15 protein-coding genes are annotated in these 14062 nt (G+C 41.1%); 10 read left to right on the forward strand and 5 right to left on the reverse strand.

The annotated features are described in order from the left end of the window. Positions 1 to 2: 2 nt before the first annotated feature. On the forward strand, positions 3 to 896 hold the full coding sequence (locus M1D69_RS08245) for a deoxyribonuclease IV (protein WP_458104044.1): 894 nt from the start codon (positions 3 to 5) through the stop codon (positions 894 to 896). A 27-nt stretch (positions 897 to 923) separates the two neighbouring features. Here the strand turns inward: M1D69_RS08245 and M1D69_RS08250 are convergent, their stop codons facing one another. Next, on the reverse strand, positions 924 to 1178 hold the full coding sequence (locus M1D69_RS08250; RefSeq protein WP_199397935.1) for a DUF2624 domain-containing protein: 255 nt from the start codon (positions 1176 to 1178) through the stop codon (positions 924 to 926). Positions 1179 to 1294: 116 nt separating this feature from the next. On the opposite strand from M1D69_RS08250, the gene M1D69_RS08255 reads away from it, so the two are divergent. From M1D69_RS08255 to M1D69_RS08265, 3 genes are all read left to right on the forward strand, one after another. Next, entirely contained in the window at positions 1295 to 2176 is an 882-nt protein-coding gene (locus tag M1D69_RS08255) for a YitT family protein (protein WP_010334965.1), read from the forward strand. Positions 2177 to 2317: 141 nt separating this feature from the next. Then, positions 2318 to 2755 (forward strand): Fur family transcriptional regulator, encoded by a 438-nt coding sequence (locus M1D69_RS08260; protein ID WP_010334964.1) that lies wholly within the window; start codon positions 2318 to 2320, stop codon positions 2753 to 2755. Between the two features lie 139 nt (positions 2756 to 2894). Beyond that, entirely contained in the window at positions 2895 to 4247 is a 1353-nt protein-coding gene (locus M1D69_RS08265; RefSeq protein ID WP_458104043.1) for an IS1182 family transposase, read from the forward strand. 127 nt (positions 4248 to 4374) lie between these two features. Here the strand turns inward: M1D69_RS08265 and M1D69_RS08270 are convergent, their stop codons facing one another. After that, positions 4375 to 4956 (reverse strand): nucleotidase, encoded by a 582-nt coding sequence (locus tag M1D69_RS08270; RefSeq protein WP_024122075.1) that lies wholly within the window; start codon positions 4954 to 4956, stop codon positions 4375 to 4377. A 131-nt stretch (positions 4957 to 5087) separates the two neighbouring features. Here M1D69_RS08270 and M1D69_RS08275 point away from each other — a divergent pair, with 131 nt between their 5' ends. Further along, the gene (locus M1D69_RS08275; RefSeq protein ID WP_082687864.1) at positions 5088 to 5477 is read left to right on the forward strand and encodes a DUF308 domain-containing protein; all 390 of its coding nucleotides are present in this window, start codon (positions 5088 to 5090) and stop codon (positions 5475 to 5477) included. 26 nt (positions 5478 to 5503) lie between these two features. Here the strand turns inward: M1D69_RS08275 and ispG are convergent, their stop codons facing one another. The 3 genes from ispG to M1D69_RS08290 form a co-directional block, all read right to left on the reverse strand. Further along, complete coding sequence (gene ispG / locus M1D69_RS08280) at positions 5504 to 6622, reverse strand: flavodoxin-dependent (E)-4-hydroxy-3-methylbut-2-enyl-diphosphate synthase (protein ID WP_174754447.1); 1119 nt, start codon at positions 6620 to 6622, stop codon at positions 5504 to 5506. 137 nt (positions 6623 to 6759) lie between these two features. After that, on the reverse strand, positions 6760 to 7059 hold the full coding sequence (locus M1D69_RS08285; protein ID WP_044154536.1) for a LysM peptidoglycan-binding domain-containing protein: 300 nt from the start codon (positions 7057 to 7059) through the stop codon (positions 6760 to 6762). A gap of 97 nt (positions 7060 to 7156) precedes the next feature. After that, a complete protein-coding gene (locus M1D69_RS08290) occupies positions 7157 to 7918 on the reverse strand; it encodes a DUF1189 domain-containing protein (RefSeq protein ID WP_458104042.1) in 762 nt (253 codons plus the stop codon). A gap of 129 nt (positions 7919 to 8047) precedes the next feature. Here M1D69_RS08290 and M1D69_RS08295 point away from each other — a divergent pair, with 129 nt between their 5' ends. The 5 genes from M1D69_RS08295 (at position 8048) to M1D69_RS08315 (ending at position 14035) form a co-directional block, all read left to right on the forward strand. Further along, positions 8048 to 8530: a DUF456 domain-containing protein gene (locus M1D69_RS08295; RefSeq protein ID WP_010334953.1), complete on the forward strand. Its 483-nt coding sequence runs from the start codon at positions 8048 to 8050 to the stop codon at positions 8528 to 8530. Positions 8531 to 8707: 177 nt separating this feature from the next. Further along, positions 8708 to 9316 (forward strand): superoxide dismutase SodA, encoded by a 609-nt coding sequence (gene sodA, locus M1D69_RS08300; RefSeq protein WP_044154540.1) that lies wholly within the window; start codon positions 8708 to 8710, stop codon positions 9314 to 9316. Positions 9317 to 9421: 105 nt separating this feature from the next. Next, complete coding sequence (locus M1D69_RS08305; RefSeq protein ID WP_024122070.1) at positions 9422 to 10714, forward strand: MFS transporter; 1293 nt, start codon at positions 9422 to 9424, stop codon at positions 10712 to 10714. 113 nt (positions 10715 to 10827) lie between these two features. Then, complete coding sequence (pbpA, locus tag M1D69_RS08310) at positions 10828 to 12978, forward strand: penicillin-binding protein 2A (protein WP_458104041.1); 2151 nt, start codon at positions 10828 to 10830, stop codon at positions 12976 to 12978. A 154-nt stretch (positions 12979 to 13132) separates the two neighbouring features. After that, positions 13133 to 14035 (forward strand): phosphate ABC transporter substrate-binding protein, encoded by a 903-nt coding sequence (locus M1D69_RS08315; protein ID WP_458104040.1) that lies wholly within the window; start codon positions 13133 to 13135, stop codon positions 14033 to 14035. The last annotated feature ends 27 nt before the right edge of the window (positions 14036 to 14062 follow it).

Here is a 14062-nt window from a genome sequence, read left to right on the forward strand (position 1 = left end):
GGTTGTTGAGAATAGGTTCACACGTCTCTATGAGCGGGAAACATATGCTTCTGGCTGCGAGTCAGGAAGCAGTCTCTTACGGGGCGAACACGTTTATGATTTATACAGGTGCGCCGCAAAATACGCGCCGAAAAAAAATTGAAGACTTAAATATAGAAGCCGGCCGCGCTCACATGCAGGAAAACGGGATCGACGAGATTATCGTACACGCGCCTTATATTATTAATATTGGCAATACGGTCAATCCGGCTACGTTTGAGCTTGGTGTTGATTTTCTCCGCTCTGAAATTGAGCGGACAGCTGCTATCGGCGCGAAGCAAATCGTCCTTCACCCGGGTGCTCATGTTGGCGCGGGAGCCGAAGAAGGCATTAAAAAAATTATTGAAGGCTTAAATGAAGTCATTGATCCGAATCAAAATGTGCAGATTGCATTAGAAACAATGGCAGGCAAAGGATCTGAATGCGGCAGAAACTTTGAAGAGCTTGCGCAAATTATTGATGGCGTGACACACAATGAGCATTTGTCTGTATGCTTTGACACATGCCACACACATGATGCCGGCTACAATATTGTCGAAGATTTTGACGGAGTGCTGAATGAGTTCGATAAAATTGTCGGTATTGACAGAATCAAAGTGCTCCATATCAATGACAGCAAAAATATCAAAGGCGCTAGAAAAGATCGTCATGAAAATATTGGCTTCGGGGAAATCGGGTTTGACGCATTGCAATATGTCGTTCATCATGAGCAATTAAAAGATATCCCGAAAATTCTTGAAACGCCGTATGTCGGTGAAGATAAAAAGAACAAAAAACCGCCGTACCGTTTTGAGATTCAAATGCTGACAGAAAAGCAATTTGACAACACATTACTCGAAAAGATTTTACAGCAATAAAAAAGGGGGGATTGGATCCCCCCTTTTTTAGTTTGTGAACTGTTTGAAAAGTTCATGAACAGTTTGGGCTGTTTCTTTTGAAGTAATGGATTCTACTTGTTTCAGCAGCCGCGTACGTTCCTGCTCATTAAAAATATTCACATTTTTCCCGTATAACAGGTTTGCTACTTCAACTGCCTGCGGTTTTGTCAGACTGATTCCGTATTGCTTAGAGTACTTCAATAAATCTTCAGCAGTGGCTTGATTGAGCCTCTGCAAAATAATTCTTTGAAATAATATCATCGAACATTCCACCTCTCAGACATAATGTATGGGCAAATCAGTAAAATGTGTCAGCATTTCATGGTAAAATAGAGTCATAGTCTATTTAAAATAGTTATTGCAGGAAAGGAGATTTTATGACCCCAACAAAACAACACAAAAGAGAATCATTTACCCACTTTATATTCAGGGTCATCATGATTCTGATTGGAGCTGCGTCTGCGGCGGTAAGTATTGAATTATTTTTAGTCCCCAATGATTTTATTGATGGAGGCATTATCGGTGTATCACTTATTTTAGACCACCTCTTTATGTCAAACCCCTTTCTGAATTTCGCTGTATTCGTTGTCATTTTAAACATTCCTTTTATGATCTTCGGGTATAAATATATCGGTAAGACCTTCCTCGTTTCTACTGTTATCGGGATTGTCGGCCTTGCCTTAATCGAATCCTCGCTTCACCACGTAGAAGCCATTACGACACAGCCTATTCTGGCTACAGTATTCGGAGGTCTTTTGCTCGGCTTTGGTGTCGGGCTGGTGATTCGAAACGGTGGTTCAATGGACGGCACAGAAATACTCGGTATCCTTCTAACGAAAAAACTGCCGTTTTCAGTTGGTGAGTTTGTGATGCTCATCAATGTATTTATCTTTATTTGGGCCGGTTTTGTGTTCGGTCCTGAGCAAGCTATGTATTCTTTCATGACTTACTACATTGCCATGAAAACCATTGACGCGGTCATCCAAGGACTTGATGAAACAAAAGCTGTGATTATTGTCTCGGATCAGTATGATGAAATTTCCGACGCTATATTACACCGTCTCGGACGCGGAACAACGAAGCTGAAGGGAAAAGGCGGCTACACAGACGAGGAAAAAGATGTGATTTATGCAGTTGTCACAAGGCTGGAAGTGACCAAGCTCAAATCCATTGTGTTTGAAGTCGACGATAATGCATTTATTACAATTATGAATACTCATGAAACAAGAGGCGGTAAATTCAAAACCGCAATCCACTAGGCTTTCATTTACTTTTATTCATTTTATGGGTATAATTTTATCAGTAGTAAAGAAAATGGCTTGCTGGTCAGACAGCTGCCATTTTCTTTTTGATATATAAGATACGTTCGTTCATAAGCAAAGCGAAAAGGGGGGCCCTTCATGAACGTACAAGAAGCGCTGAACTTACTGAAAGAAAACGGATATAAATATACAAGCAAACGGGAAGATATGCTTCAGCTTTTTGCTGATTCGGACAGGTATCTGACCGCTAAAAATGTACTGTCTGCACTAAATGATGATTATCCCGGTTTAAGCTTTGATACGATTTATAGAAACCTTTCTTTATATGAAGAGCTAGGTATTTTGGAAACGACTGAGCTCTCCGGTGAAAAGCTGTTCCGATTTAAATGCTCATTTACTCATCATCACCATCACTTTATTTGCCTGGCTTGCGGCAAAACAAAGGAAATTGAGTCTTGTCCGATGGATAAGCTCTATGATGACCTAGATGGCTATCAGATCAGCGGGCATAAATTTGAGATTTACGGCACATGTCCAAGCTGTGAACAGGAAAAACAAGATCAACCTTCTGCGTAAAAGTTAAGGATAGAGAAAAAGGAGCCTGATCAGGCTCCTCAGGCTGTCGAGAAAATCTCGACAGCCTTTATTTTTCCTTAAAATATCCATTCTCCTGTAATAAAATAAAAGAAAGACTAAAAAGGACGGTGTCTTTCCCATGTTCCACACAAGAAATTCTTCTCAAAATGCAGCCGAATTTGTTCTGCTTGACCAACTCGTCGAAGAGGATCATCTGCTTCGAAAAATTGATAAATACATAGACTTCTCTTTTATCATTGAAAAGGTTAAGCCGTACTACAGCGAAAACAAAGGCCGCCCCTCACTTGATCCGCTGATTTTATTCAAAATGATGTTTATCGGCTACCTCTACGGTATCCGTTCAGAAAGACAGCTCGAAAAAGAAATTTACTACAATATGGCATACAGATGGTTCCTCGGATTGAACATAAATGACCCAGTTCCGCACCACTCCACCATCAGCTGGAACAGACGCACACGCTTTAAAGATACAACCATCTTCCAAGACATTTTTGATGAAATCGTTCTCCAGGCCATCAATCATGATATGGTGGGCGGACGTGTCCTATTCACCGATTCAACTCATCTGAAAGCCAATGCCAATAAGCACAAATACACAAGAAAAACGATTGAACAGGATACTCAAAACTATATCAAGGATTTAAATGAAGCCATTCAAGAGGATCGGGAAGAACACGGAAAAAAGCCATTAACAATCAAAGAGGAGGTGAAAGCTGAAAAAGAGATCCGCCACAGTACAACCGATCCGGAAAGTGGATATCTATATCGTGAAAATAAACCGGAGGGTTTCTTTTATTTAGATCACCGCACAACGGATATGAAATACAACATTATCACAGATACCTATGTCACACCTGGAAATGTCCATGATTCTGTGCCTTATCTTGACCGATTAGACCACCAAATCGCACGATTTGGGTTTCAAGTAGAAGCCGTCGCCCTTGATTCCGGATATTTAACGACTCCGATCTGTAAAGGATTATCTGACCGCCAAATCTTTGGTGTCATCGCACATAGACGTTATCACCCTACGCGGGGCTTGTTTCCAAAATGGAAATTTCATTATGACAGTGAACAAGACAGATATATTTGCCCGAACCAGCAAACCCTTACGTACTCAACAACTGACCGAAAAGGCTACCGGTCATATAAATCAAATCCTGAAATATGTTCCGCATGCCCATTGCTTGAACAATGCACGAAGTCAAAGAACCGCCAAAAGGTCCTCACCCGGCATGTGTGGGAAGACCATAAAGAAAAGGTCAGACAAAATCGCTTGTCTGTTTCAGGAAAAAACCTCTACAAAAAAAGAAAAGAAAAAATAGAGCGAAGCTTTGCAGATTCAAAACAGCTGCATGGGCTTCGCTATTGCAGGTTGAGGGGAAAACGGAATGTGAGTGAACAAGTTCTCCTCACAGCCGCATGCCAGAACATGAAGAAGATTGCCACATACCTAGCCAAGCAGGGCTAGGCATGTGGGAGCGCTTTTTCTGCATCTGAAACCTGATGAATATCTAAAGAAACTGTATAAAACAAAAAAGCTTGTAGAAAAAACATCGTTTTCTCTACAAGCTGAGGAGCCTGATCAGGCTCCTTTTTTAATTTTTCACTCGTATGAAATAATGTTTATTTTCATTTATCCATTGAACCGCTTCGAGCCAGTTGTTAACTCTAATGATGTTTGAATCGATCGGAAGCTGGTTATAAGGCGAATTGAATAAAATCACCGGTATTCCGGCTTCTTTTGCAATCATCATTGCGTTTCCGTGATGATCCTCAAAAAACAAGTCGATGTCATGTTTTTTGACCGCTTCGACTTTATGATGCCCGCCCACGAGCTCTATGTGGTCATAATGGATGTTTTGTCTGTCAAACCATTCGAACGTAACATCGCTTAAATGAGTCCTTCTCGCCGTAATATAAATCAGCCGGTGCTCCTCTTTGAGGAGGTCAAGGGACTGTTTTGCATGCTGCGCAAGAAGTGCTTCTTTATATATGATTGCTTCATTTTGATTCATCCAATCCCAAAATTCTTCCTGTGTAATATGTAACAGTTTTGTTAAATCATAATCCGTCATATCGTTTAATGAAATGGAAAGATTAAACGAGCGGTTTAAATAAGGGACGAATGTATCCTGAGCCGTGATTGTGCCGTCAATATCTATTCCTAAGCGTAACATGCCCACACTCCTTCAGTTTCATCCTTTCAAGTGTAACATAAACAATTAACATTTCCAGAAAAGTTTAGCAAACATGAATCAGCAAAAATGGATCAAACTATAAAAGCTCCTTTATAAAACAGAAGGGGGAATTGAAGGTGGCAAACGATTACGAAAAACGTGATAACAACAGTTACTATGTAGATCATGGTTCTGAAGGAACAAATATTACCCGCGACAATGATGGTTTTTTTGAGGAAACGGCTGCTGAAATTGCAGAGCCTTTCCGTGCTTCTGACCGAAGCGGTGACCAAGAGAATGACCGCAGCGGCGGAAATGTCAATGAAGGACGGGGGATAGGGTATATCGCTTTAGCCTTGTCCATTATTTCATTGTTTGTTCTTCCTGTTTTGTTGGGAGCTGCCGGTATTATTGTCGGCTATATCGCAAGAAGAAGAGGAGCCCAAAGCCTGGGTGCATGGGCTATGGGGATTGGTGTTGTCTCATTAGTGCTTGGAATATTTATTATTCCATTTTTCTAAATTCAAAAAAGCTTGACGGGTTCCCGTCAAGCTTTTTGTGTTTCTTCAGCTAATTTCGCTTTTTCAGCCTCAAGCTTTGCGTAGTGCTCTTCAGCAAGTATGTCGATTTCTTTTTTCAGTTCTTCAACCATTGTTTCTTCTGGAACCTTACGGACAATTTTACCTTTTCGGAACAGAAGGCCTTCGCCGCGTGCTCCAGCGATGCCGATATCAGCTTCTCTCGCTTCACCCGGGCCGTTTACCGCACATCCGAGAACGGCAACTTTAATCGGCGCTTTCACTTTAGAAATGTATTCTTCCACTTCGTTGGCGATACTTATCAAATCAATCTCGATACGGCCGCAAGTCGGGCATGAGATGAGGGTTGCAGCGTTAGAGGCCAAACCAAAGGATTTCAATAGCTCTCTCGCTACTTTAACCTCTTCAACCGGGTCTGCGCTTAATGAGATACGCAGGGTGTTACCGATGCCCTTGCTTAAAATCGCGCCAAGTCCTGCTGCGCTTTTTACTGTACCGGCAAACAGCGTTCCTGACTCGGTGATTCCGAGGTGAAGCGGGTAATCAAATGCTTTTGACGCTTTTTCGTAAGCCTCGATGGCAAGGTTTACGTCAGAAGCCTTCATGCTGACGATAATATCGTGAAAATCTAGATCCTCAAGAATCTTAATGTGATGAAGAGCACTTTCTACCATGCCGTCTGCTGTCGGATATCCGTATTTTTCTAAAATCCGTTTTTCCAATGAACCTGCGTTTACACCAATTCGGATTGGAATCCCTTTTTCTTTCGCCGCTTTAACGACCGCTTCGACTTTTTCACGGCGGCCGATGTTGCCTGGGTTGATTCGTATTTTATCTGCGCCGCCTTCAATGGCTTTTAACGCAAGCTTATAATCAAAATGAATGTCAACAACGAGCGGAATGGAGATGCGTTTTTTAATATCCGCAATGGCGTTTGCCGCCCGTTCATCCGGACAAGCCACCCGCACGATTTGGCATCCGGCTTCAGCCAGCCGGTTAATTTCCGCAACCGTTGCTTCTACATCATGTGTTTTGGTTGTTGTCATGCTTTGGATAACGACTTCATTGTTACCGCCTATTGTTAAAGGTCCCACTTTAACGGGACGCGTTTTTGTACGATGGGTGATTTCACTCACTTGTCAATCGCTCCTTCATTGTAGTTGCCGCTTCTAGATAGAATAAACCTAGTATGGTGTATGTCAATGTATTTTACAAATTATATTGTAACAGTGTATTCGCCGAACTGACAAGAAATTAACGTTAATTATGGGTAGACCGGGAATTTGTATGCTGTTCCTGCTTGAATCGTATTGGCTTTTACATTTGGATTAAGCGTTTCAAAATCCTTTACAATATCGTCAGGGGAACTTGCAGACCCGACAATTGACATGACCGTGTCACCCGGTTTTACCGTCACCGTTTTATACGCTGTTTCCTGTACAGCTGTTTTTGCCGATGCTTTATAGACAGGGAGGTTCTGAATGGGGATCGTTCCAATTTTAAGGTCATAAAAAATAATAAATAGGATAAAGAGAATGCTGAATACAAAAGTGAGACGTTTCATTGATTTTGCCTCCCGCATACAAAATTTTTATAACATTGTATGCTTGTCCGTGTTGATTCATGACAAAAGAAAAGAGACTGCGAAGGCAGTCTCCGAATTAAGCCACAGCTTTTTTGGACGGAAGCTCTTTTAATACGAGAAACAGGATGACAAAGTTAACAAACCAGTTGACTAAAAATTCACTTGGCACCGTTGTTTCTAACGCACGCATAACCGTAAAAAATATTGTTGAAAGGGTAATGGAGTAAGCAGAAAGCTTCCATAGCTGCTGGTAGGACAGCTGCTTTTGCTGACCGTTCTTTATGATTAGCCCGATAAGCGCCAAGAATGATACCTCAATAAATTTTCCCGCCGCTGTCACGAGAAAAATGAGAACTGATAGAACAGTCACGATCATTGTTTTATTTTGGTTTAACCCTGCAGTGACATCTTTTTTGGTTAAATCTGACGGCATCATTGAGTAAGCCATCTCTTGGGCCTGTCCGTCAATGGCCAAAACAAACTTATCCTGAAGTATACCTATTGCGTTTTGCTTTGCTTCGATTTGTTCCGTGCCATATGCATCCGTCGGATCAAACACAATGACAAACCCGTTTGCCTTTGATTCTGTGGCTTTTTTTTCATCCGTCTGAAGTTTGCCGTTTGAAATTGTGAAATCAGGGAAATCTTTGTTTAAAACGGATTTAAAGCCGTTCATAGATTGGACGGTCCCTGAGCTTACATAATAAGCAGTGGGAATCGCAAAAAGGACAGAAAGCAAAAATACATAAAGAATCGCTTTTCCGATTCCTTGAAATCTTGTTTTTGCAATATCCCGTGGAGAGTATGTACTTTTGATGAAAAGCTGAAATACATTCACTATCTTCACTTCCTAGCTATACAATATATGTTGCTTATTGTATCGTTGCCTGCGTATGAATACAAGGAAGACCTGCATTGGCAGAAGTGTAAGATCAGAGATGTAAGCATAATGAGGAGGATGGATTCTATGGATATTTTGTATTGGCTGTTGATCGCGGCACTATTTATCATCGCTTTTATCGGGCTTGTGTATCCTGTTATTCCAAGTGTTGTATTTATCGTTGCCGGTTTTGTATTATATGGATTTTTGTTTTCTTTCAGTCCGTATTCCTATATGTTCTGGCTGGTTGAAGCTGTATTCGCCGCAGTATTATTCGCCGCAGATTATGTTTCCAATCTGCTTGGTGTAAAGAGGTTCGGCGGAAGCAAAGCTGCTATTTGGGGGAGTACGATCGGTTTGTTGATCGGTCCCTTTGTGATTCCGGTTGCGGGGATTATTTTAGGGCCGTTTATCGGAGCTGTTTGCGCAGAGCTTATCGTACATCAAAAAGATGTAAAATCAGCGTTTAAAATTGGGCTAGGCTCATTGATCGGCTTTTTAACGGGGGTCATTGCAAAGGGAATTATTCAGCTTTTAATGATCGGATATTTTTTATGGACTGTCCTGTAAGAATTGCTGTCAGGAGGTTTAAGGGGGCGAAGTAACGGTTAAAGTGAAATATGTCTGCTGAAATAGCCAAATTGTGAGCTTTTTCATTGATTACACGGCGTTCTTTTGTTACATTGAATGAAGAAAGGCTCGCTGTGAAGCGGCATTTCAGTACATATATATTAAGGAGGAATTATCATGGCTTACGAACTTCCAGAATTACCTTATGCGTACGATGCTTTAGAACCGCATATCGACAAGGAAACTATGAATATTCATCATACGAAGCACCATAACACATACGTTACAAATTTAAACAAAGCGGTTGAAGGAAACACTGCTCTTGCAAACAAATCAGTTGAAGAGCTTGTTGCAGATCTAGATTCTGTTCCTGAAAACATCCGCACAGCAGTCCGCAACAATGGCGGCGGACACGCGAACCACAAATTATTCTGGACACTTTTATCTCCAAACGGCGGTGGCGAGCCAACTGGCGAGCTTGCTGAAGAGATCAACAGTGTATTTGGAAGCTTTGACAAATTCAAAGAACAATTCGCTGCAGCAGCAGCTGGACGTTTCGGTTCAGGATGGGCATGGCTTGTTGTAAACAACGGCAAACTTGAAATCACAAGCACGCCAAACCAAGATTCTCCGCTTTCTGAAGGTAAAACGCCTATCCTAGGTCTTGATGTTTGGGAGCATGCTTACTACCTTAACTATCAAAACCGCCGTCCTGATTACATTTCAGCTTTCTGGAATGTGGTAAACTGGGACGAAGTTGCTCGTCTTTACAGCGCAGCAAAATAATAACGCAAACAAGGCCCTCATAAAAGGGCCTTGTTTTTTATGTCTTCTCTTTACATATCTTGGTTTCAGTGAGACAGACTAAGGGGTAGTAAAGGGGAGTCAGTAATGAGCAAACTAAAAAAGGTAATTGGAGATGTAAATGTAAATAAAGGATTACTTCTTCTGCTGACCGTTGGCGGTCTTTACTCGTTAGGAATTGCGCTTTCCAATACATTTGTGAACGTGTATCTCTGGAAGCAGTCAGGGAAATTTATTGATTTGGCGATATACAACTTATCAATTGTGACGATGCAGCCGATAACATTTTATTTAGCTGGCCGATTAGCCAAAAAAATAGACCGGGTTTTCATTCTTAGATTCGGAGTGATTTTTTTAGCAGCATTTTATTTAAGTGTGCTGCTGGCTGGAGAAACTGCTGCATCACGTCTTGTTCTCATCGGAGCGGTGCTCGGAGTAGGCTATGGATTTTATTGGCTCGCGTTTAATGTGCTCACCTTTGAAATAACAGAGCCTGATACGCGGGATTTTTTCAACGGCTTTATGGGCATCCTGTCCTCATCCGCAGGAATGATTGGTCCGATTGTTGCAGGATTTGTCATCTCAAGGCTTGAAAATAATACGGGTTACACTGTCATTTTCAGTCTCTCCCTCAGTTTATTTGCACTGGCTGTCGTGATGAGCTTCTTCCTAAAACGGAGAGAATCAAAGGGCCAATTTATGCTGAGTAAGGTATTTGGAGAACGCCACACTAATATGAACTGGCGGCGAATTACAAATGCGCATTTTTTTCAGGGCTTGAGAGAAGGGATTTTCGTCTTTTTAATCAGTGTTTTTGTGTTTATTGAAACAAACAGCGAACTGGCCCTCGGAACCTTTGGGCTCGTCAACTCTGCTGTTTCCTTTTTTGCCTATTATTTTGCATCAAGGCTGATTAAGAAAAAGGCCCGTAAAAAATCAATTTTGCTGGGCGGCCTTATTTTGTACGGTGCGCTGTTTTTGATACTCTTTCATATGAGCTTTACGACATTATTGACGTACGGCGTGTTTATTGCGATCGGCTATCCTCTTTTGCTCGTGCCTTATGTATCGCTTACATATGATGTCATAGGACGGGCCAGACATGCCAGAAAAGCGAGAATTGAATATATCGTGCTGAGAGAAATGTTTTTAAACGCAGGCAGAATTGTTTCGATTTTATGCTTTCTCCTTATCGTGGCCCTTTTTAAAGAAGATATGGGTATACCGTTGTCGCTTGCCATCTTGGGCATCGGACATCCGCTCATTTATTACTTTGTCAAGGATATTCGTTTTAAAGAGAAAGAAGAGGAAAATGAAACTATGGAAGAAGACGGCCACAAACGGGTGACTGAACCGAACCTTTTAAAAGGCGAAAGATAATTTTTTGGCAATAAGGGGTTATCTGTAGAAAAAAGTCGAAAAAACCTTTAAAATGAAAAATGGCACTCTTACTTGAGTGTCTTTTCTTTCTGTAAATAGAAAAAGGTGATGTTATGAGGAGAAATAAACAAAAAAAGCAAAATCATAAAGAGAAAAAGAAGTCGCTTCCGATCCGGCTGAATATTTTATTTTTGGCCGCTTTTGTCATATTCACCTGGATTATTGTGGAGCTTGGCATTAAGCAGATCGTTCAAGGTGATGATTACAAAAATCAAGCCAATCAGCAGGAACAAAGTGAAGTCAGCTCGGCGGTGCCGCGCGGGAAAATTTATGATCGGAATTTTAATGCCATTGTAACAAATAAGGCTTTAAATGCGATTACATACACCAGATCTAAATCTACAACGCAAGAACAGCGGTTGAAAATCGCAAAAAAGCTGGCAGATATGATTAAAGTCGAGACAAAAAAAGTAACAGAACGGGATAAAAAGGATTATTGGATTTTGACTAGGCCGAAAGAAGCGAAAAAGCTGATTACTTCTAAGGAAAGACAGCAGGTAGAAAATAAAAAATTATCAGATGATGATTTATACCAGCTCCAGCTAAAACGGATTACCGATAAGCAGCTGAATGAATTGACTGATAAAGACATGCAGATTCTCGCCATTAAAAGACAGATGGACTCCGGATATGCGTTAACACCGCAATACATCAAAAATGAAGATGTATCAGCGAAAGAAATGGCAGTTGTAAGTGAACATTTAGATGAACTGCCGGGTGTTGATGTCACGTCAGACTGGGAACGTGAATATCCGTATAAAAATCTTCTCCGCTCAGTGCTCGGAAGTGTTTCCAGCTCTGATGAAGGATTACCATCCAACTTGCTCGACCATTATCTGTCGCTTGGCTACAGCAGAAACGACAGGGTTGGTAAAAGTTATCTGGAATATCAATACGAAAGCCTTCTGCAGGGCCAAAAAGCTAAGGTGGAAAATATCACAGATTCAAACGGCAATGTAACAGGAACGAAGACCGTTTCTGAAGGGAAAGCCGGTAAAGACCTCGTGCTTACAATTGACATTGACTTGCAAAAATCAGTTGAAAAAATCATTGAGAAAAACCTCAAGTCTGCTAAAGCAAGACCAAGTACTGAATTGTTAGACCGGGCATTTGTCGTCATGATGGACCCGAGAAACGGTGAAGTGCTGACGATGGCGGGTAAGCAAATTAAAACAGAAAACGGGAAATATAAAATTGATGATTACGCACTAGGAAATATGACATCATCTTATGCTATGGGATCAGCTGTCAAAGGTGCAACTGTACTGACAGGTCTTCAAACCGGTGCCATCAATCTGAATACAGTTTTTCAAGATGAACCATTATATATTGGCCAGGATAAAAACGGCAAAAAATCGTGGACTACTTTGGGACCTGTTAATATTCAAAAAGCCTTAGAGCAGTCTTCAAACGTATTCATGTTTAAAACTGCAATCGCACTTGGAAAAGGTGAATATAAACCGCATCAAGCTTTACCGATTGATACTACGGCTTTTGATACATTCCGGAATTATTTCAGCCAATTTGGACTTGGTGTAAAAACTGGGATTGACCTTCCAAATGAAATGACAGGCTATAAAGGAACAAGCAGATTGACGGGATTCTTGCTAGACTATGCTATCGGCCAATATGATACGTATACACCGCTGGAACTAGCACAATATGTATCAACAATCGCAAATGGTGGCTACCGCTTGAAACCTCAGCTTGTAAAAGAAGTCAGACAGTCAGATGCGAAAAAAGGAATCGGGGCTGTCGTTGAATCTGTTCAGCCTGAAGTATTGAATAAAGTGGATATGAAGAGTAGCTATATTGAAGAGGTCCAAGCCGGATTTAGACGAGTCGCGACTAAAGGAACTGCGGCAAGTCAATTTGCTTCCGCATCTTATAAACCTGCTGCTAAAACAGGAACAGCACAATCGTTCTATGACGGACCAAATAAATCAAAAACAGGTGAAAGTACTTATAATACAACACTCGTTGCTTATGCGCCTGCTGATAACCCTGAGGTTGCCATCTCTGTTGTAGTTCCTTGGGCTTATGTAGATTACAGCGCTAAATATACCATTACGAATGAAATCGGCAGAGAAGTATTGGATAAATATTTTGAGCTGAAATCGAAGCAGGACAAAGAAGATACTCAGCAAAAAAATAAAGACAAAATTGAAGAAAAAGCAGAAAACACAACGTCTTCTGATAACTAAACAGAAACGCCCACATCATGTGGGCGTTTTTTTTATACAAAAAAATGCACGGATTTACAAAACCTTAACATTCGATTTAAACCTATTTTACATAGAACCTTTACTCTATACGTGTAGGACAAATTACACATTATACGCAGGGGGAATTCAGGAAATGAAAAAAAACAAATTGGTGCTAATGCTTCTGATGGCTGCTTTTATGATGATTGCAGCTGCATGCGGAAACGCAGGAGAAAGTGAAAAAACAAATAGCGGCTCTGCAAAAGGAGAAGAAAAGGCATCAGGTTCTTTAACCATTTCTGGTTCATCGGCCATGCAGCCATTAGTACTTGCAGCTGCAGAAAAATTTATGGAAGAAAACCCTGATGCTGATATACAGGTACAAGCAGGGGGGTCTGGAACAGGGCTTTCTCAAGTCTCTGAAGGGGCTGTTCAAATCGGAAATTCAGATGTTTTCGCTGAAGAAAAAGAAGGTATCGACGCAAAAGCGCTTGTAGACCATCAAGTTGCAGTAGTCGGTATGGCAGCGGCTGTAAACCCTGACACAGGTGTAAAAGATATCTCAAAAGATGAATTGAAAAAAATCTTCACTGGCAAAATCAAAAACTGGAAAGAGCTTGGCGGAAAGGATCAAAAAATTACGCTTGTAAACCGTCCTGATTCTTCAGGTACACGTGCTACATTTGTAAAATACGCGCTTGACGGAGAAGAACCAGCAGAAGGTATTACTGAGGATTCTTCCAACACTGTGAAAAAAATCATTGCTGATACTCCGGGAGCGATTGGATATCTTGCATTCTCATATTTAACAGATGACAAGGTAACAGCTTTATCTATTGACGGCGTGAAGCCAGAAGCGAAAAACGTTACAACTGGAGAATATCCAATCTGGGCTTATCAGCATTCTTATACAAAAGGCGAAGCGAAAGCTCTAGCGAAAGAATTTCTTGATTATCTAAAGAGTGAAGACATTCAAAAAAGCATTGTAACTGACCAAGGGTACATTCCGGTGACTGATATGAAAGTGACTCGCGATGCCAAAGGGAAGCAAAGCTGATCTAAATAAAAAGAGGAGTGCGGAGAC

The sequence above is a fragment of the Bacillus sp. PK3-037 genome (assembly GCF_054161355.1).

Bases quoted from the DNA above. Each gene is read 5' to 3' on its own strand.
- M1D69_RS08250 (WP_199397935.1), bottom strand. From the start codon at position 1,178: ATGATATTATTTCAAAGAATTATTTTGCAGAGGCTCAATCAAGCCACT.
- M1D69_RS08255 (WP_010334965.1), top strand. From the start codon at position 1,295: ATGACCCCAACAAAACAACACAAAAGAGAATCATTTACCCACTTTATA.
- M1D69_RS08260 (WP_010334964.1), top strand. From the start codon at position 2,318: ATGAACGTACAAGAAGCGCTGAACTTACTGAAAGAAAACGGATATAAA.
- M1D69_RS08265 (WP_458104043.1), top strand. From the start codon at position 2,895: ATGTTCCACACAAGAAATTCTTCTCAAAATGCAGCCGAATTTGTTCTG.
- M1D69_RS08270 (WP_024122075.1), bottom strand. From the start codon at position 4,956: ATGTTACGCTTAGGAATAGATATTGACGGCACAATCACGGCTCAGGAT.
- M1D69_RS08285 (WP_044154536.1), bottom strand. From the start codon at position 7,059: ATGAAACGTCTCACTTTTGTATTCAGCATTCTCTTTATCCTATTTATT.
- M1D69_RS08295 (WP_010334953.1), top strand. From the start codon at position 8,048: ATGGATATTTTGTATTGGCTGTTGATCGCGGCACTATTTATCATCGCT.
- sodA (WP_044154540.1), top strand. From the start codon at position 8,708: ATGGCTTACGAACTTCCAGAATTACCTTATGCGTACGATGCTTTAGAA.
- M1D69_RS08305 (WP_024122070.1), top strand. From the start codon at position 9,422: ATGAGCAAACTAAAAAAGGTAATTGGAGATGTAAATGTAAATAAAGGA.
- pbpA (WP_458104041.1), top strand. From the start codon at position 10,828: ATGAGGAGAAATAAACAAAAAAAGCAAAATCATAAAGAGAAAAAGAAG.
- M1D69_RS08315 (WP_458104040.1), top strand. From the start codon at position 13,133: ATGAAAAAAAACAAATTGGTGCTAATGCTTCTGATGGCTGCTTTTATG.